Source organism: Microbulbifer rhizosphaerae (genome assembly GCF_014191725.1).
In the GTDB taxonomy this organism is placed as follows: domain Bacteria; phylum Pseudomonadota; class Gammaproteobacteria; order Pseudomonadales; family Cellvibrionaceae; genus Microbulbifer; species Microbulbifer rhizosphaerae.
The window spans coordinates 1-18,018 of sequence record NZ_JACHWZ010000024.1; the positions used below are offsets into that span (position 1 = coordinate 1).

At 52.7% G+C, this 18,018-nt stretch carries 16 protein-coding genes; 14 read left to right on the forward strand and 2 right to left on the reverse strand.

The window, feature by feature from the left end; genetic code table 11:
• Positions 1–210: 210 nt before the first annotated feature.
• Positions 211–648: a hypothetical protein gene (locus FHS09_RS19270; protein WP_183462977.1), complete on the forward strand. Its 438-nt coding sequence runs from the start codon at positions 211–213 to the stop codon at positions 646–648.
• A gap of 77 nt (positions 649–725) precedes the next feature.
• On the opposite strand, the gene FHS09_RS19275 is transcribed toward FHS09_RS19270, so the two are convergent.
• Entirely contained in the window at positions 726–1,223 is a 498-nt protein-coding gene (locus FHS09_RS19275) for a group II intron maturase-specific domain-containing protein (RefSeq protein WP_221192137.1), read from the reverse strand.
• Positions 1,224–2,647: 1,424 nt separating this feature from the next.
• Between FHS09_RS19275 and FHS09_RS22610 the strand changes: the two genes are divergently transcribed.
• From FHS09_RS22610 to FHS09_RS19340, 13 genes are all read left to right on the forward strand, one after another.
• Positions 2,648–4,408, forward strand: coding sequence for an RICIN domain-containing protein (locus FHS09_RS22610; RefSeq protein ID WP_221192138.1), 1,761 nt, complete (start codon positions 2,648–2,650; stop codon positions 4,406–4,408).
• Positions 4,409–5,333: 925 nt separating this feature from the next.
• Positions 5,334–6,494 carry an FAD-dependent oxidoreductase gene (locus FHS09_RS19290; RefSeq protein WP_183462979.1) on the forward strand — a complete coding sequence of 387 codons (1,161 nt, stop codon included), beginning with the start codon at positions 5,334–5,336 and terminating at the stop codon, positions 6,492–6,494.
• Between the two features lie 264 nt (positions 6,495–6,758).
• Complete coding sequence (locus FHS09_RS19295) at positions 6,759–7,187, forward strand: YybH family protein (RefSeq protein WP_183462981.1); 429 nt, start codon at positions 6,759–6,761, stop codon at positions 7,185–7,187.
• A 358-nt stretch (positions 7,188–7,545) separates the two neighbouring features.
• Positions 7,546–8,337, forward strand: a complete 792-nt coding sequence (locus FHS09_RS19300; RefSeq protein ID WP_183462983.1) for a hypothetical protein — start codon at positions 7,546–7,548, stop codon at positions 8,335–8,337.
• 106 nt (positions 8,338–8,443) lie between these two features.
• Positions 8,444–8,875 carry a hypothetical protein gene (locus FHS09_RS19305; protein ID WP_221192139.1) on the forward strand — a complete coding sequence of 144 codons (432 nt, stop codon included), beginning with the start codon at positions 8,444–8,446 and terminating at the stop codon, positions 8,873–8,875.
• A complete protein-coding gene (locus tag FHS09_RS22615; RefSeq protein ID WP_221192140.1) occupies positions 8,872–9,144 on the forward strand; it encodes a hypothetical protein in 273 nt (90 codons plus the stop codon). Before FHS09_RS19305 ends, FHS09_RS22615 begins: the two co-directional genes overlap by 4 nt.
• A gap of 18 nt (positions 9,145–9,162) precedes the next feature.
• Complete coding sequence (locus FHS09_RS22620; protein WP_246395151.1) at positions 9,163–9,642, forward strand: aldo/keto reductase; 480 nt, start codon at positions 9,163–9,165, stop codon at positions 9,640–9,642.
• A gap of 228 nt (positions 9,643–9,870) precedes the next feature.
• Positions 9,871–10,443 carry a hypothetical protein gene (locus FHS09_RS19315; protein WP_183462986.1) on the forward strand — a complete coding sequence of 191 codons (573 nt, stop codon included), beginning with the start codon at positions 9,871–9,873 and terminating at the stop codon, positions 10,441–10,443.
• Positions 10,444–10,889: 446 nt separating this feature from the next.
• Entirely contained in the window at positions 10,890–11,090 is a 201-nt protein-coding gene (locus tag FHS09_RS19320; protein ID WP_183462987.1) for a YdeI/OmpD-associated family protein, read from the forward strand.
• Positions 11,091–11,227: 137 nt separating this feature from the next.
• Complete coding sequence (locus FHS09_RS19325; protein WP_183462989.1) at positions 11,228–11,686, forward strand: nuclear transport factor 2 family protein; 459 nt, start codon at positions 11,228–11,230, stop codon at positions 11,684–11,686.
• Between the two features lie 79 nt (positions 11,687–11,765).
• Positions 11,766–12,818: a family 43 glycosylhydrolase gene (locus FHS09_RS19330; RefSeq protein WP_246395148.1), complete on the forward strand. Its 1,053-nt coding sequence runs from the start codon at positions 11,766–11,768 to the stop codon at positions 12,816–12,818.
• 62 nt (positions 12,819–12,880) lie between these two features.
• Positions 12,881–13,351 carry a Cys-tRNA(Pro) deacylase gene (gene ybaK / locus FHS09_RS19335; RefSeq protein ID WP_183462991.1) on the forward strand — a complete coding sequence of 157 codons (471 nt, stop codon included), beginning with the start codon at positions 12,881–12,883 and terminating at the stop codon, positions 13,349–13,351.
• A gap of 340 nt (positions 13,352–13,691) precedes the next feature.
• Positions 13,692–16,415, forward strand: a complete 2,724-nt coding sequence (locus FHS09_RS19340; RefSeq protein ID WP_183462994.1) for a cation-transporting P-type ATPase — start codon at positions 13,692–13,694, stop codon at positions 16,413–16,415.
• 177 nt (positions 16,416–16,592) lie between these two features.
• On the opposite strand, the gene FHS09_RS19345 is transcribed toward FHS09_RS19340, so the two are convergent.
• Entirely contained in the window at positions 16,593–17,597 is a 1,005-nt protein-coding gene (locus FHS09_RS19345) for a hypothetical protein (protein ID WP_183462996.1), read from the reverse strand.
• Between the last annotated feature and the right edge of the window lie 421 nt (positions 17,598–18,018).

Genomic DNA, 18,018 nt, shown 5'->3' on the forward strand with positions numbered 1-18,018 from the left:
TTGCCTCCCGGCGAGGGCGGGGTAAGCCGCCCGCGGCTAGGGGCGGAGCCCCTATTGAGCGGGATTTAGACCCACAGATTCCGCTGAGGACCCTATTTTGAAGGTCTGAACTTCGATAAATATTGGTCAGTTCCAATGGGAGTACTACCTTTGGGCCTTCTGTCATTTATAGTATTTCTTGTAAGCTCAATTATTGTATCTGTACAAGTTGTGCGCAGAAAGCAATCTCGATACAACATGGTTTTTGTCGGCGTATTCTTTCTGTTTGCAGCATTGCTATATCAATTGCCATTTCCTGCCTATGTAGACGGTATGAAAAAACGAATAATAACGGAAGTCACGAGAGAGGAGTTGTTTAGCTTCGCGAAAGAAGCCAGATCTAAAGATCTTGAATGGATCAATTACGAGGAGCACAGCGCTGTCGTAGAGGAACTTCGTGAAAAGCATGCTAAAGCCCTTTCATTAAGTAGTATTCCTCCCAGAATTGAAGAGGGAGAAAACTACATATCGGTATTTTATGGCAGCGCTTTGGTGAAACATTGGGGCTACATTGTCGGTGAAATAGATGAATTTCCAATTGCACACGTACCAAAAAATATGCAAAGAAAAGTATACAAGGGTGTTTGGGTTTATCATGATATCTGGTGAAACGTATAATCGGGTAGCCGAAGGTGTTTAGCCTCCGGCCCCCACATCACCCAGCGTGCGGGTCCGCACTGGGCGATTCATTTACCATAGTGAATCTCCACCCACCGGGTCCTCAATGAAAGCAGCCCTTGCGCTGCAAGGTATGCGTCATTCAATCCTCGGTGAATTCCTTCTGTCCGAGCGCTGTACCAGTACCCCTTGCTGGTCATACCACAGCTAATCGCTAGCTTCAGTGGTACACCCAGGTGGAGCAGGTTGCGTATTTTGGTTCGCGGTTTGCGCCACTGCTTCCAGTAGCACATGTGAATACGCCGCCTGATCCAATGGTCGAGGTCGACACACTGTTGGTACTGATTGGCGATGCCGAAGTAGTTGATCCATCCGCGCAGATAGATCGATAGCTCCCGTATCTTGGTCTCCATGGATACACCCCAACTGCGTCCTGTCAGTCGCCGGACTTCATGCTTGAACTTAGCCAGCGCTTTGGGGTGCCAGCGCAGGTATTTCCCCCAGAAGGTAAAGCCAAGGAACTTGCACTGGCTTACTGGACAAACCCGACTCTTTTGATCGTTCACCTGTAACTTGGGCTTCGCTATCTTGTGCTAGCTCGCCCCCGGACTCTGCCTTCTATGGTGTTTCTATCCGTCAGCTCGCAGTTTTTCGTCCGGCTTCCTCCAGACCGCCCCTCGCGGGTTAGCCCTTGCCATTCGCTAATAGTTCACGTTCAATACCGACCATGGATCGTACAAAACGGTGGTCCTCCTACAGGGGACTTTCATCCCATCAGTTATTGCCCATGCCGGGCGTACACAAGTGCAAGCAAAAGAACTAATTAAAGCCTGCCGGCTTTAATTAGCTTCTGTTACGGGCGTTCAGGCTGTAGAAAAACTCGAGAACTTCTTGAAGTGGCAAATTTTTCTTGCGAAAGTGCTCTGAAATGCTTTTCGCCACACAAAACAGGTCCAGAATTCACGTAGGAGCGCGATTTTCTGGGTAAAATATAACCCAACTTCTATATACTTCCTCATTTTCAAAAGGACGGTTTGGGTCGAAGTACGTTGACTCACCTTAAAGGCAGGCATCTAGATCTATGGCTTAGATGTTGGCATAAAAATGAGCGAGCACTTCAGTTCTACTACGCTAATGGCTTCCAAAAGACCGGTGAAGCTGTTTTCGTCCTTGCTGGCGAAAGCCACAAGAATGAGGTGCTATCACTTATCACATTACAAACGCAGGCAGCCCGGCGCTGAAAAACGCGCGTCTGCTGCGAGCGTTAGTTGCTTAACGCCTCCTGGCACCTAACAGCACGACCTGCTGAACCGAAACTACTCTTCCACTGCGGCATTCATCAAACGCACCATTGAGAAGGCCTGACGAACGATACCTGTACTTCCGATTGAACCGATTCGTCAACGCATGACTACATTGAAAACACCCTTCCACTCACGCGCGCCACTTTCGCCACCGATGCCGGTGTTGTCGAACTTGATATGCACCCGACCACCGACGGCTGTTTTTCGGTAAGCAATACTGGGCACTAAGCGCCAAGCGCAGAAATGGATACCAGGATGATCGTTATGGCCCCGAGTTGACTGTGCACAAAAAATCAGAAGATCGGAGGGGGTTATCTCCCGGTTGGCGCTTATGTCATTAATTTCCACATGAATGGCACAAGAAACCTAATCTGCAATTGGTGTGAATCGAGATACTGCATAGCATGATGAGTTTTTCATGTGCTGCCTTGCTCAAAGCTTGCCGGATTTTAATGATTTACGCGCATTATCGAAATTTTTCCAAGTTCTAGAACTCGTGCGTAGTTTGGAAATCTTGTCTGGGCTGATTACGGTATGGTCATATTATATTATATTATATATTATCTGTCTTTCTTAGTGAAATCTAGTTTCTTTGTACGGTTGTACTAAATAAAAACATTCACCAACGGGTTCTGTCCGCTTCGGGCGTGTGTTGTCTAACCCCTGACAAAAGAGAGAAGCATATTATGATTAGAAATATAATCTGGCGGCTGGGGTCGCTGATAGTTTTACTTTCATGTGCTCAACTAAGTTGGGCCATTGATGATGGGATCTATACCATCGCCTCCAAACACAGTGAAAAGTTGGTAGAGGTGGGTTCCGCCGATACCGCCGATGGGGCAAACGTTAGTCAATGGTCTGCAAATGGAGGCGCCACCCAGCAGTGGAAAATTTCTAATGTAGGGGGCGATGACTATTCCGTCGTTAACGTGAATAGTGGGAAGGCCATGGAGGTGTACGACTTCAGCACCGCAGATGGTGGCAATGTGACCCAGTGGGAATACTGGGGGGGTGAATCACAAACGTGGACTATAACTGATCAGGGCGATGGCTATTTTAGTTTTATCAATAAACACAGTGGCAAAAGTCTCGACCTGTTGGATTGGGATACCTCTGATGGCGCAAACATTACGCAGTGGGAATGGTGGGGTGGCGACACCCAGCTGTGGGCACTTGATCTTGTTGGGGGCAACAACCCCAACCCAACAAGTGTGACGTTTGAAGAGGAAGGTGGCTTTTGTGACGTGGATGGTAGCGTCGACACAAATCACTCCGGCTTCAACGGTAACGGTTTTGCTAACACTGACAACAACACCGGTACGGGGATCACCTGGAAAGTCGAGATTGGTCAGGCCGGCAGCTACATTTTGCAATGGCGCTATGCTAATGGTGGTGCGAATGGACGTGCTGCTGATGTGCTTATTGATGGTGAGCTTCAATACACCGGACTAACTCAGGCCACCACAGGTGAATGGACAGCCTGGAGTAACAGCGAAACGGTCGAATTGTGGCTGGACCAAGGCAGCCACACAATTCGTCTGCAGGCTACCACTGCTGAGGGACTGGGCAATATCGATAGCTTGACCGTAACTGGCAGCGCCGTCAGCGTCGGTGATTGTTCCGGCTCCGGCGGTGTGAAGAACCCCCCGGAAAAGAGCGCGGGTTGCGGCAACCCCCTATCGCTTACGAACGGTAGGAACACCATTATTAGCAGTGGTATAGAGCGCGAATACTTTGTCACCCTTCCCTCTAATTACGATCCTAATGAACCTTACCGCTTGTTTTACGTTTCGCACGGTTTAGGTGGGGTTGGCGAACATGTCTATAATACTGACTTCTTAAACTGGTTTGGCTTAAGGACCCAGGCGCTCAGGGATAATGTCCCGGCGATTTGGATCGCGCCGACAGCCATCGATCGGTGGGATCAACGCGATCATCCTTTATTTGATGACATCACTAATTTTATAAAAAATAGCCTGTGTGTCGATACCACGCGGGTATTCGTCTCGGGCATGAGCTTCGGGGGAATGATCTCTTATTCACTGTCCACCAATCACCAGGACGTAATCCGCGCAGGTTTCGGGATGTCTCCCGCGAACTTCAATATTTGGTTGCCCAACCCAAAACGCACTGAACCCATCGCCTGGATGCAGACAACCGGCATGGCCGACTCCATTACTCCTTGGGATGCCGGCGGCGAACGCGGTGCGAAGTACATCGCTTTGGAGAAAGCGCGCGATAACGGATGTAACGTGCCAAACGACATTGAAACCTGGGTTCCAGGAAGTCCCTCCCAGCATTTATGCGTTAATATGGAAGGCTGTGATGAGGGTTATCCCGTGAAAGTCTGCACCTTCGACGGAGGTCACATTCACGACCATCGGGAGCCCGGCGCGGCTGAATCCTGGATTCCCGCAGAGGCTTGGGATTTCTTTATGCAGTTCTGACCAAGCGAATAGGATCGACCTGTGAGGTTGATCGCTTTGACTATTGAAATAGCCCTGGCCATTTGGTCGGGGCTATTTCAAATGTGAAATATGAATAGCTGAGAATGAAATTTGTCCGCGAGCCGGCGGCATCATAATATGGCCCTAAAGTAGGCGGAGCGAAGAGCGGGCATCCAGTGGCCGTCTAACTTGCTAAGTTGTGCGGGTTGCCATAGTTTACCCGGTGGTTTGATGGCTGCTGTGAACTCCAACCATTTGTTCTAGGGGACAGGCCACTCAGCTACGCTCACATTTTCGCATAAAATGAGCATGAAGTGTGCCTACCTCTAAACTCATCGCCATGCGCCTAGCGGTTTCGTTATTGGCAAACAAAGGATAAAAAATAGCTTATGGCCGTTTCAGAATATTTCGCCTGGGCTGGATCCGCTGTACTATTTGGAGTCATAATTTTTTACCAAATATTTGGCAGGGCAGATTCCAGGTACAAATATGGAAAAATATTTGGCCTGCCGAGCGTTACATTTGGAAACGGCTCAACGGTAATTCCTCGAAAGGTACTTATTTATACATTTGGCTTGGCAACAATATCTTTTATTGTTGCTATAGTTTTGTACGCTTATGGGTACTAGCAGAGTGCCGGTCACACGTAACAGATGGCTGTTGTCACCCTTCCAAGGTCGGGATGGCCTTTCCGCTGCTCCCCAGATCCAAGTCCACCCAAAAGCCGGACGTTATTTGTTACGAAAAGTGATCAAATTACCAATTTTTACGATAGTTACTTTTTTGGTTTTTGGGTGTTCCCACTCCAGTAGCAAGGTAACTACATTTAATCAGATAAGGGCGGATCCGCCCCTCCCTACCACCGTACGCGCGAGACCACATAGGAGCGTTTGTCGATGTAAGCCAACTCAATAACGGAGAGAGAATGAGCTCAGTGAGCGAACGCTATCAGGTTATCATCGTAGGTGCCGGCCCGGTGGGGCTCAGTCTGGCCCTGATGCTGGCCCTGAAAGACTACAGGGTACTGGTACTGGAAAAGGAGGCGGGCACGGCGGAGCATTCCCGCGCACCGGCCATCTGGCCCAGAACTCAGGAAATCCTGGCAGATCTGGGCGTGATGGATCGGTTCACAGAGATGGGTATCCTGAAGCCCTCTCTGGAGATCTATGACGTGGACCGCGATACTTGCCTGTTTCGGGCGCCCCTGGAGACCCTGTCGGATCAAACCCGTTTTCCCTGGTTGCTGATAATTCCCCAGGCCCGCACCGAGTCGCTATTGCTGGAGGCGTTGGAACAACACCCCGCCGCCAACATCCGTTTTTCGTCCGAGGTCACCGAACTCAGTCAGCGGGACGGATGCGTTGATGTGCATTTTACTGCCCCGGCGGGCGAGTCGGTGGTATCAGGGGACATACTGGTCGGTTGTGACGGGGCCCACAGTTTTGTGCGCCACGCCATAGGGGCACACCAGGAGGGCTTGACCTATGCCATGCAGGCGGCGCTGGCGGACGTTCGAATCAGTGACAGTATAGCTTTACATTCTCCCCGCCTGACCACAACGCCGGGAATCGCTGTCGGCATTCGAATCGAGGAGGATACCTGGCGACTGATCCTGCCATTTGCCAAAGGTGACTCGATCCCGCTGGAGCGGCGAGTCGAAGAGGCGGTGGAGAACCTGTTTCATCATTCGAAGTGGGAGCCAGTCTGGCGTAGCGAATTTCGGCTCCACCGTCGCATCAGCTCTGTGTTCAGTCGCGGCCGTGTTGTGTTGGCCGGCGACGCGGCTCACCTGAATAGTCCGGTGGGTGGTCAGGGTATGAACGCCGGTATTCAGGATGCGTCGCGTCTGGCGCCCGCCATTGAACAAGCGTTGCGATCCGACCCGGAGGAGACGTTGCAGGCGTACGGCGATAGCCGGAGGGCTCAGATTGCCCAGGGTGTGAACCGTGTGACGGATATCATGACCCGTATTCTTCTGGCCAAGCAGGGCCGTTTTATACGCTTGGCACTATCCGGCGCCAACCTGGCGCTGCGTGTTCCCGGTTTGCGGAAGAAAATACTGCGACGCATGGCCATGTTGGACTGATATGTCTGTTCGAGGCTTCACGCTTAAGATAGACCTTGTCGCTGATTTAATATCTAAATACGGAACAAAAAGAGTGCGGTTATCGTCATTCCGGCGAAGGCCGGAATCCAGGGCACGGTGATTTTCTCTGGACTCCGGCCTTCGCCGGAGTGACGAATTGGACTTGTTCAGAGGCGCCCTAAGGAGTTTTTCCCCGCGCCTGTCGATTTTTGTATGTCGTCTGACTATAAGCTCCTACTCCCTATTCAAGAAAAGGCAATTGCCATGAGCCTGACCGCAGACAGAACCGAAATCGAGGCAATATTCCAGCGTCTTGCCAAGGCTCATGCGGACCGGGATGCAGGCGCCATTGTCGCGCTCTATGCTCCGAATGCGGTGATTTACGATCTCGCACCCCCGCTGGGGCATCGCGGTATGGAACGCCACAGTGTTTCGGAGTGGCTCGCGACCTGGGATGGGCCCATCCGTATTGATATACGCGACCTCGAGCTCACCATCGATGGCGATCTAGCGTTCGCAACGGCGCTGAATAGAATGCGCGGTCTCCAGGGTGGTGCAGAACAGGACCTTTGGTTCCGCTCCACCACCTGTTTTTGCAAAGCAGATGGGCGATGGCGCATCATTCACGAACACACCTCGGTGCCCTTCTATATGGACGGGAGCGACCAGGCCGCCCTCGATCTTGAGCCTTAGCGAGCAGGATCGGGTACCACAAGTCATCTATATCAACCTCCCAATCGCCCGATGTGAACTGGACTGTCGGTGCCCCTTGCGCTTCGAGTGGGAGCAAAGAGCGAGTGGACGTGTTGATGAAAAAGGCACACTAACAGTGGGGTCCTGAAGCCACGGCTCCATGTACGACCGTACCATCGGCTTGGCCGGCCATATCCGGATTTGTGCTGAAAGGAAGCGGACAGATACTTCAATAGTGCGGCGATAGGCAGCTCCCTCCGATAAGCCGGGGCTGGGTTCGCCGTTTCCGTGGCGGAGCGGCCCCAAGTTCGCTAGAGTGTCCGGCAGAAAAACAACAATCTGGAAAGGAGCCCGCCCCATGAACGATCAGATTCATCCTCCCGTTAAACAAATCAATCCCTACCTGTTGCTGTTCGTCGGCATCGCCATGTGCTCGGTGCCGCTGGTGTTTATCGGCAGGTTTCCCGAGCAATTCGCCGCAGCACAGCTGCCCCTGTCCCTGTTTATGGCGCTGGGGGCGGGCCTGGTGGGCGCGGCCATTCCCGGAGCCATTCACGTGAAGCTGCCGGGGATTCAGGCCGCCGGTGCCGCCGCCATGTTTGCTCTGGTTCTGTACCTGGGTAATCCGAGTGCAGAACAGAAGCTGGTAGAGGAATATGCCGCCACGGACGGTACAGCCCCTCTCAACCAGCTCTCAGCCCAATCCGATATTCCGACAAATCCGCAGGACGACAACGAAATCGCGCGCGAACTGCCGGAAAATCCTATCGATTTGCCCAGACTGGCGGAGCGGAGCGGCACTGCAGATGCCGATGGAGAAATCGAAGCGGTAGTAGTGCCGGTCACTGGGACGGTGGAACAGCCGAGCGGCTGGATCTATCTCGGCCACAAAACAATGTTCGGGAATTGGGGCATCAGGTATTTCAATGGAAACGGCCTGCCACAGCAGGGGGATGTGATCACCGTGATGTCGGACAGGCCGCGCCCACTGATGGACCAGTCGCCCAAGCTGAAAGGGCTGCGCTACGACTTCGGCAACCAGATTGCCGAGGCTTCTCCCGATACAAGATTAAAAGTGGAAAAGGTCAAGGTGGTGGGACTGGGCAAGGTATGGGCGCAGGTGCAGCCCTACAGTGAGAATCGTGGCTAGCAGCAATGCGGTGCACTTCGGGCTCAAACGCCCGACTGTCGCTTGGGCCGGGATTCAATGACACTAATCAAACAGTTCAACCTGCATAAACAACAGAACACTCTCGATGCGATCCTCCTCCATGCGACCCGCGACGGAACAGGCCTCGAACGCCTGGATCACCTTTCTCGCACATCTGTTGTTTACCCTGGCGGCCTGGACGGTCTTTATCAAATACCTGTTTCCGATCGGCTTTGCGCTGGCCAACGGGGAACCCTGGACCAGCCATATCTACTGGGATCTGTGGCCGCTGGCACATGTCTGGATGGGCTGGGCACTGCTGGCGCGCCCGCGGTATACGCGCGCACTCGCGATCGGCATGTCGGTCGTCGAGATCATCATCATCAGCACGCTATTCGCCCGCTTCCTCTCTGACCCCGAATGGTCCATCTGGCGCACCAACTGGTTTGTCAACAAGGTGTTCGTGCTGACATGCTTTGTCCTGGTTCTGATCACTGCCCTGAGCCGGCCCGAAACCCTGAAAGCGCGCCCGCTATGAAAAATCGCCTCACCCGCAGACAAACCCTCCAGCTTATCGGCGCCGCAGTCGCCGCTGCCGCACTTCCGCCCGGCCCGCTGCTCGCCGGCCCTGCAGAGCGGCATAAAAAGCCGCTCCCTGGAACGGAACAGAGGCTGCCGGTAATCGGCATGGGCACTTGGCGCACTTTCAACGTCGGCAGCGACCCGCAGTTGCCTGACGCGCGCACCGAGGTGCTACGGGCGTTTTTCCAGCACGGCGGTGGCCTGATCGATTCCTCTCCCATGTAGGGTTCCGCGCCCGACGTGATGGGCTATGCCCTGAAGCGTCTCGGAATCCCCGCCAGCCTGTTTTCAGCCGAGAAGGTCTGGAGCCCGGCCGGCGGTTCAGCGCGGGAGCAGGTAGCTGAGCTGGCCGAGCGCTGGGGCGTACAACGCTTCGACCTGGTACAGGTACACAACCTGACCGATTGGCGCGAACACCTGGCGACGCTCCGGGAGTTGAAGGCCGAGGGGAAAATCAACTACATCGGCATTACCACCTCGCACGGCCGCCGGCACCGCGAGTTCGAGAAGGTGATGGCTTCCGAGGATATCGACTTCGCCCAGCTCACCTACAACATCACGCACCGCGAAGCGGAAAACCGGCTGCTGCCGCTGGCGAGGGAAAGAGGTATCGCCGTGATCGCTAACCGGCCCTACGACGGCGGCAGCCTGATCAGGGGCTTGAAGCACCGCGAAAAAGTACCCGAGTGGGCCACGGAGGAATGCTACTGGCGGTGGGCGTGATCGGGGCTGATCTGGAAAAGCAATACACCTATAGATAGCTTCCTCCGATAAGCCAGGGCGGACTTTCCGTCACTGTAGCGGACCGGAGCTAACTTCGCTAGAGTGTCCGGCAGAAAAACAACTATAAGGAAAGGACCCCACCCCATGAACGACCAGGCTCACCCTTCCGTAGGGAGAATCCCGGCTAGCAGTAATCAATAAAACCAAATAATTTCTTGGAGAGACAACATGCATGGTTTGAATAGAAAATTTCTACGAAATCCCCAGAAATTTTTAGATCAATATATAATTCTTATGCCGAGTATCGATAAAGGTTCATGGCGGTTTTCTTCAGGCCTTCAAACCTTCGACCTTCGCAGGGATAATCGAAACATATTTGGCCGCCAGTGTTGTCTTTTAACCACCATGGAACGAAGAGATAAAGATGCCGGAATGTTTACAAACTCTATTTATGGCAACTGGATTCCAATTAACTCCTCAGGAAGCTTTACAGCCTGTAATATAGTAGCAAATCGCGCTCCCTATTTTATTTTCACGGAGCAATTGGGCGGGTGCTCCATTGGAATTTTAAACACGAATTCACCAAATACGGTGTTTGCCCATGACCCCAATCCAAATAAAAACAAGCTGAGCGACTATCAATTGACACTATCTGCAAAGCAGTATGACCCGAAGGAGAATGATATAAATACGTCGGGGGTTTGTTGGTGGGACGGCGTTCAATGGAATATAGGATTCTGTGTTACTTATGATTCAACTGGGTTTTATCAACAAATAGGACAGGATAATTACACACAATAAAATTATCTCCAGGCGATAGGATATAATGTCTCTGGAAAACAGTCCTATCAATGCTAGAGAACCTCTGAACAAGTCCATTTCGTCACTCCGGCGACGGGCGGAACCAAAGAAATCAACATCCCCTGGATTTCAGCCTTCGCCAGAATGACGATGTTCAGAGGCTTCCTAGCGAATAAAAGGCCTATATGCCTTAACCCGATATGATCCGAATACACACATTCGAAACTTGGTTAAAGTTAACCGTAACGCTGAGCCAGAAGTGTCGTCGGATCTTCAAGAACAGAATGGCGCCAAGTTAAGGCCCGGGCGGTGGTTGGGCTGGATCTATGGGGTCAAACAGTCATTGGATGGTGAAGCTTATCTCCAGCGCTTCACCCCGCGCTGTAGGGGCGGCAACTGGTCAAAACTTAACCGCACATGCGGAGCGGCTTATTGCGGAAGGAAGGATGCAGAAGCCGGGCATGGAGCAGGTGCGCGCAGCCCGGTCAGATGACCGCTGGGAGGCCACCTACACCCCGGGGAGCGAGATGACGGTTCCCGGTGACTTCTTGACGGCCTTGGAGAAGCACTCCGGTGCGAAGGCATTCTTCAAGACGCAGAGTGGGCAGAATGTCTATACCTTGCCTATCGCCCCCAGACGACAATAAGCCGGAAACACAGCAGAAGCGATTTGAGAAGTTCTTCACAATGCTTCAAAATGGCGAAAACGTCGGAACTCAGGTAAAGAGTTCAGATAAATAGATTTCGGTGTTCGCCGGGATGACAATGTCGAGGAATATGTCCCATGTATAAGGCGCTCCCTCTTATTTCCGTTCTACTGTTGCCTACAGCCCTGTTTGCCGGCGAATCGGATGATATGGCGGCAATCAGGCAGGCCGCGCTGGATTACATCGAATCCCAGCACAATGTCTCTCCGGACAGAATGGAGACTGCCATTCACAAGCAGCTTGCCAAAAGAACCTACTGGAAACGGCAGGATCAGCATGAGTTTGTAATGGAGACCGATTACGACACTATGGTCAAGGTTGCGGAAACCTACAATAAGAACGGAGACAGCTTCCCCGAGAAGCCTCGCAAGGAGATTGAAATACTGGATATCGATGGCAGGGTTGCCTCGGTCAAGTTGACCGCAGACGACTGGGTCGATTACATGCACCTCTTTAAAAACGACAATGGTGAGTGGAAGATAATCAATGTTTTATGGCAATATCACGATAAAACAAAGCATATAAGCAGACAATAAGCCAAATTTTGCAATGGAAACAACCCAGGACTTCCGGATACCAAAGAAAGAGATCAGCTATACAACCATGAGTATCCTTATGAATTATCCTGTCAGTAGCATCAATCCTGGAAAAACAATAATGAATCGGTTTCTTTTTAAATCTGTATTACTCCCCTTCTTATTAGGTTCTTCGATGTGCTTTGCACAAAATCCACTCGATTTTGGCAGTAATATACGAACAGCCGATCCATCGGGTCATGTCTGGGCCGATGGTAGAATGTACCTATACACCTCTCATGATGAAGAGTGCCAGGAAGATTTCTACATGAAGGACTGGTATACCTTTTCATCTGACGATCTCGTCAACTGGACAAATCATGGCCCCAGCTTGTCGGTGGACCAACTCTCCTGGGCAGATAATTACGCCTGGGCACCGGATGCAGCCTATAAGAATGGCAAATACTACCTGGTGTTCCCTGCCGGGACAGGTATGAAGGACCGGAAGAACCCGAAAAACAGCACAAAGTGGATGGGGATTGGCGTTGCGGTAAGCGATTCGCCAACAGGGCCTTTCAAGGATGCGATTGGCGGGCCACTGTGGAAAGACCCCTATGCGAACGATCCCAGTCTTTTCATCGATGACGACGGCAAGGCTTATTTGTATTTTCACGGCACCAACAGCGATTATTATGTCGCGGAAATGGCGGATGATCTACTCAGCGTAAAGGGCGACTTTTATAAAATGGATATGGGCGGTTATGAGCCCAAGATGGAAGGCCCGTGGGTATTTAAACGAAATGGCATTTACTATTTCACCATGCCGGAAAAAAACAGAACCCTGACTTACTACATGGCGAAATCACCAAAAGGCCCCTGGAAATATCAGGGCGCTATTATGGAGGAAGAAGCCAATAGTAATAATCATCACTCGATTGTTGAATTTAAAGGGCAGTGGATTTTGTTTTATCACCGCTGGTTAGACACCCCTGAGTCAAGCTGTAAAAAGAAGCAGCGGCACGTTGCTGCGGAATATCTCTATTTTAATGACGACGGCACAATCCAAAAGGTCGAAAGGACCGCTCAAGGGGTTAGTGACTTTGCCAGTAAAATAGAAAAAACAGAAAAATCTAGCGCTAGTCACGCGCAATAAAAGCACCTGCATCATGCATTATTTCTGGCGATATAGGGATGTACGCCAGAAGGGCAGAAAAAATGACTCCAGGAATTCTTGCCGCCAAGAAAAGTAAGATCAATTACAGGGTACATGAATATCCTCATGATCCATCCAGTGAATCCTATGGCCTGGAGGCCGCCGAGAAGCTGAGCGTTGCTGAAGAAAGAGTTTTCAAGACACTGGTTGTAAGCCTTGACGGAAGAGAGCTGGCGGTGGGTGTTATTCCTGTTTCCTCGATGCTGAGCATGAAACTTGTCGCGAAAGCCGCTGGCGCAAAGAAGGCCGCTATGGCAGACAAAGCCGATGTGGAACGCTCGACCGGGTATGTTCTGGGCGGTGTCAGCCCTCTCGGCCAGAAAAAGCGCCTCAGGACCATTATCGATAGCTCAGCCAGGAGTCACCCCACTATCTATGTCAGTGCCGGCCGCAGGGGGCTGGAGATAGAATTGAACCCGGAGGATTTGAGCCGGCTGGTCAATGGCGTGTTTGCTGAGATATGTCAATCGTAACGCCGCTCCTCATCATGGTAAAGTGAATGCTCTAACAACCCCTCCGAACGCGGGCTGAACCGCGGCCTCTCGCCGACAGCCAGTCAGAGGAAAACAGATGCTCCGGTACCTTTGGGAAAGTATTTCCAGCTTTTAACGCTACCAGCCCTTTCTATACGGCTCGAATCGTCTATGCTCGCAGGCGAGATCAAGCGTCGAATCAGCATGGAGCCAGCCAGGGAAAATTATCACCGACCGTCACTGTAGCGATTCGGGAAGTAACTCTGCATCTACCCCCTCGTAGTTATTGCCAACCGATGATACAAGGTATAAAAACCGATCAAGTTGATCCGAGGTTCAGATGGAAAGCGAACACAATTGGCATGAGTTGTCGCAGCAACAGGTGCTCTCTGAAATGGAAACGACAACACAGGGGCTCAGCGAGAATGAAGCGCTGGCGCGGCTCGACACCCACGGCCTCAATCGGTTGCCGGCGCTACCCAGGCGCGGGGTGCTGCTGCGCTTTGTGGTGCATTTCAACAATATTCTGATCTACGTGCTGCTGGGTGCAGCGCTTATCACCAGCCTGCTTGATCACTGGGTGGATACCGCAGTGATCCTCGCGGTGGTCTTCGTCAATGCGGTTATCGGTTTTGCCCAGGAAGGCAAAGCGGAAAAGGCGATGGATGCCATCCGACTTATGCTGGCGCCGCGGGCAGCGGTGCTGCGCGGCAATCAGAGGCATACCATTGAGGGCGAAAAGCTGGTGCCCGGCGATGTCGTGTTGCTTGAGGCCGGCGACAAGGTGCCCGCCGATCTTCGCCTCCTGAAAGCCCACGGTCTACAGGTTCAGGAAGCGATCCTCACCGGTGAATCTGTTGCCGTGGAAAAGCAGACAGATCCGGTCGACGCTGAAGCCCCTCTGGGAGACCGCTCCTGTCTGGCCTATAGCGGTACGACTATTACCAGCGGCCAGGGTGCGGGCGTGGTGGTGGCCACCGGTGCGGCGACGGAAATCGGGCGCATCAGCGACTTGCTCGCCGGGGTCGAGACCTTGACCACCCCTCTGGTAGAGCAGATGGGAACTTTCGCCAAGTGGCTCGCCCTTTTTATCCTGGCGATTGCCGCGCTGATTTTTGCCTTTGGGCTGTTTGTACAGCATCACGAATTTTCCGAGCTTTTTATGGCGGTGGTGGGCCTGTCGGTGGCCGCCATACCGGAGGGCCTGCCGGCGGTGCTGACCATCACGTTGGCGGTCGGAGTGCAGGCCATGGCGCAGCGCAACGCCATTGTCCGCCGCCTGCCAGCCATCGAAACCCTGGGGTCGGTTTCGGTAATCTGCACGGACAAGACCGGGACCCTCACGCGCAACGAGATGAGCGTTGCTTCGGTGGTCATGCAGGGTCACCGATATACCGTTGAGGGCGAGGGTTATGAACCGCTGGGCACTATAAAGCTGGAAGGCAGCCCAGTTTCTCCTCCCGACCACCAGCCTTTGACCGAGCTGGCCCGCGTAGCGGCGCTGTGTAATGACGCCGAACTCAAAAAGCGTGAAGACACCTGGACCGTCGAAGGCGATCCCATGGAAGGTGCCCTGCTGGCGTTGTCTGCAAAGGCCGGGACGGACGGGCCCGAAGCACGCAGCCAATGGACACGTACCGATATCATTCCCTTTGATTCCAGGCACAAATTCATGGCCACCCTGAACCACAACCATGAAAATCATGCCCTTATCGCAGTCAAAGGTGCACCGGAACAAATTCTGTCGATGTGCAAAGAGCACCGCACCGAAGAAGGCGGTACCGCCCCCCTGGAGGAAACCTATTGGCGGAAGCAGGCCGACAATATTGCGGCGCAGGGCCAGCGCGTGCTGGCCCTGGCCACCAAACCGGTTGTACCCGAACATACCGTGCTGGAGCAATCCGATGTGGAGGGTACGCTGATCTTTCTCGGCCTGGTCGGGTTGATCGACCCGCCCCGGCAGGAGGCGATTGCCGCGGTGGCGGAATGTCACGGAGCTGGCATCCGGGTAAAGATGATTACCGGTGACCATGTGGCCACTGCCAAAGCCATCGGGCTGCAGATAGGTTTGCAAAGGCCTGAGAAGGCGCTGACCGGAGCAGACATCGACAACCTCGATGACACGGCACTGGGAATGGAGGTGCTGGACGTCGACATCTTTGCCCGTACCAGCCCGGAGCACAAACTGCGTTTGGTGACGGCCCTGCAGGCACACGGTATCACCGTGGCGATGACCGGCGACGGCGTTAACGATGCCCCCGCACTCAAACGCGCCGATGTCGGTATTGCGATGGGCCTGAAAGGCAGCGAAGCTGCCAAGGAAGCTTCCGAGCTGGTACTGGCGGATGACAACTTCGCCTCTATTGTCGCCGCCGTACGCGAGGGCCGAACAGTTTACGACAATATCAAGAAGGTGATCAGTTGGACGCTGCCGACCAACGCGGGGGAAGCCTCGACGATCATCGTGGCACTGATGCTCGGCATGGTCCTGCCGATTACGCCAATCCAGATTTTATGGGTGAACCTGATTACCGCAATCACTCTCGGTATTGCGCTCGCTTTCGAGCCCACTGAGGAAAACACCATGCACCGCCCTCCTCGCCAGCGCGGCCAACCACTGCTCACAGGCGTGCTGGTGTGGCATATCGCACTGGTGGGCATACTGTTCCTCTGCGGTGTGTTCGGGATTTATACCTATGCGATTGATCAGCAGTATTCTCTGGAGTTGGCCCGCACCATGGCGATGAATACGCTGGTGGTGATGGAAATATTTCATCTTTTCTTTATCCGCAATATGTACGGAACGTCGTTGACATGGAAGGCGGTGCACGGCACCAGGGTTGTATGGATGGCGGTGATCGTCGTCACCGCCGGGCAGTTCGCCATTACCTACCTCCCTCCCCTGCAGCGAATCTTCATCACGGAATCCGTACCCATTCTGGATGGAGTGATTATCGTTGGCATAGGCGCGGCGCTGTTTGCCATCATCGAGATAGAGAAACAAATCCGGATACGACTTTCCAGACCTGCCGGCTCCAGTGACTCTCTCATCCTACAAAAATAACGATTCTCCACGTCAATAAGTTGGGATTATTCCACAGGAAGCTCCCCGGCCAGCTCAAGTGGCCGACGGGGACAATACTCGAGATATGAGTCCATCGCACTGCATAGGATCCCGCATCGAATAGATGGGATTTGACTTTTAAATTCTTTTCACACGAGCCGCCAAATGACGGCTTTTTTATGAAACTCTATTGCTATGAAACTGGTTTTTAAGCTGCTTCCAGCGCTTCTCATCGCTCTCGATACGAATATTTTGTACAGAGGCCTGGTTGTAGTACATCCAGTCTGATACCTGTATATTGTTTTGTGAGCCGGCATAATAACGCATGCGGAAACGGCGGATAAATTGATTCGGAATGGCTAAAAAGGCCACTTCCCGACCCGGAGTGGTACCGGCAACTTCCACACACTGATGACCGCTTTTATCGAATTCATAAATAAAACCGGATATAGGGCGATTGGCCGCATCGTAAATATAGTAATAACGTTTTGGGCAATATACCCTGTTGTGCCAAGCAAAACGGGTAACAAGGTTGGCGTCTGTAGTGCTGGAGATCACCTGGTTAGAGGCTCCCGTGCCCAAATGAGGATCGAAGCGGTTGGTGCCCATCATCTTGGGATAAAATCCGCCAGCCTGCCAGAGCATGGCAGGAGGGCGCGTGTCGCCACGGTACAGGCGGTTAGGCGCCTGATGCAGATTAAAGCCGTTGCGACTAAAGCGGTAATTGTACATAGCAAAAGGAATATCGCCCCGATTGTTGATGTGATTGATAGCCAGGGATTCAGACCCGGCCGCTTCCCAGCTTTGCTTGTACCAGCAATAGGCACCTCCCATCAAAGCCAGCACGGCATTACGGCGACGGTTAATGCCGCTTAAATCGAGCTGTTGGTTTGGCGCCGACGGATTAAAGCCGGTGGTCCAGGTATAGAGCGCCCTCAAAAGCTGTTCGGACACAAAAGCGATACGCATATAATCCAGAGTGTTTATCCGGCTGGCTGTAGCTACCAGCTGGTCGATACGGGTCAGGCCGTCTTTGGAGCGACTGTAACCGAATCCCGCCTGGGAATCGCGCTGAAAGTTGGTGGCATAAGCCTGAAATTCCTGCGGCGGGCTACAGGTTGTCTGTATATTGTTGGGCTGGGCAAGGGTGCGAATATATTGATCGATATTAGGGGGGAGCATAACAGAATTCCTCATTTATGGTTCTTTGTTCTTTAGTTTTGGCCCATCCGGACATCGCACCGCTCCGGAAACAAGAGCGGTAGAAAGCCTTATCATCTGGGTTCGATAAGGAATCCTGACGTGACGGAGTCACTACCAGTATGAACTCCGTTGTTCATCACAGACTCCAATAGAGGCAACCTATCCAATCTACTCCGGCTTGAATGCACGGCGTTTGGGTGTGTCACGCTCCGCGGCCAAGTTGATTCTTGACTTGCGGTGAATTATACATCGGGCAGAGCTTGTGCACATGGAGTAGATGGTAATCGGACCCACCCCTATAGCGCATAACCGGTTCCACATCCAACCCATAGTTTGTAAACGGTTGTCACACCCGCGCGCCGAATACCCTGGATCATGGTAAAGTGAGCCCTCAAATAGC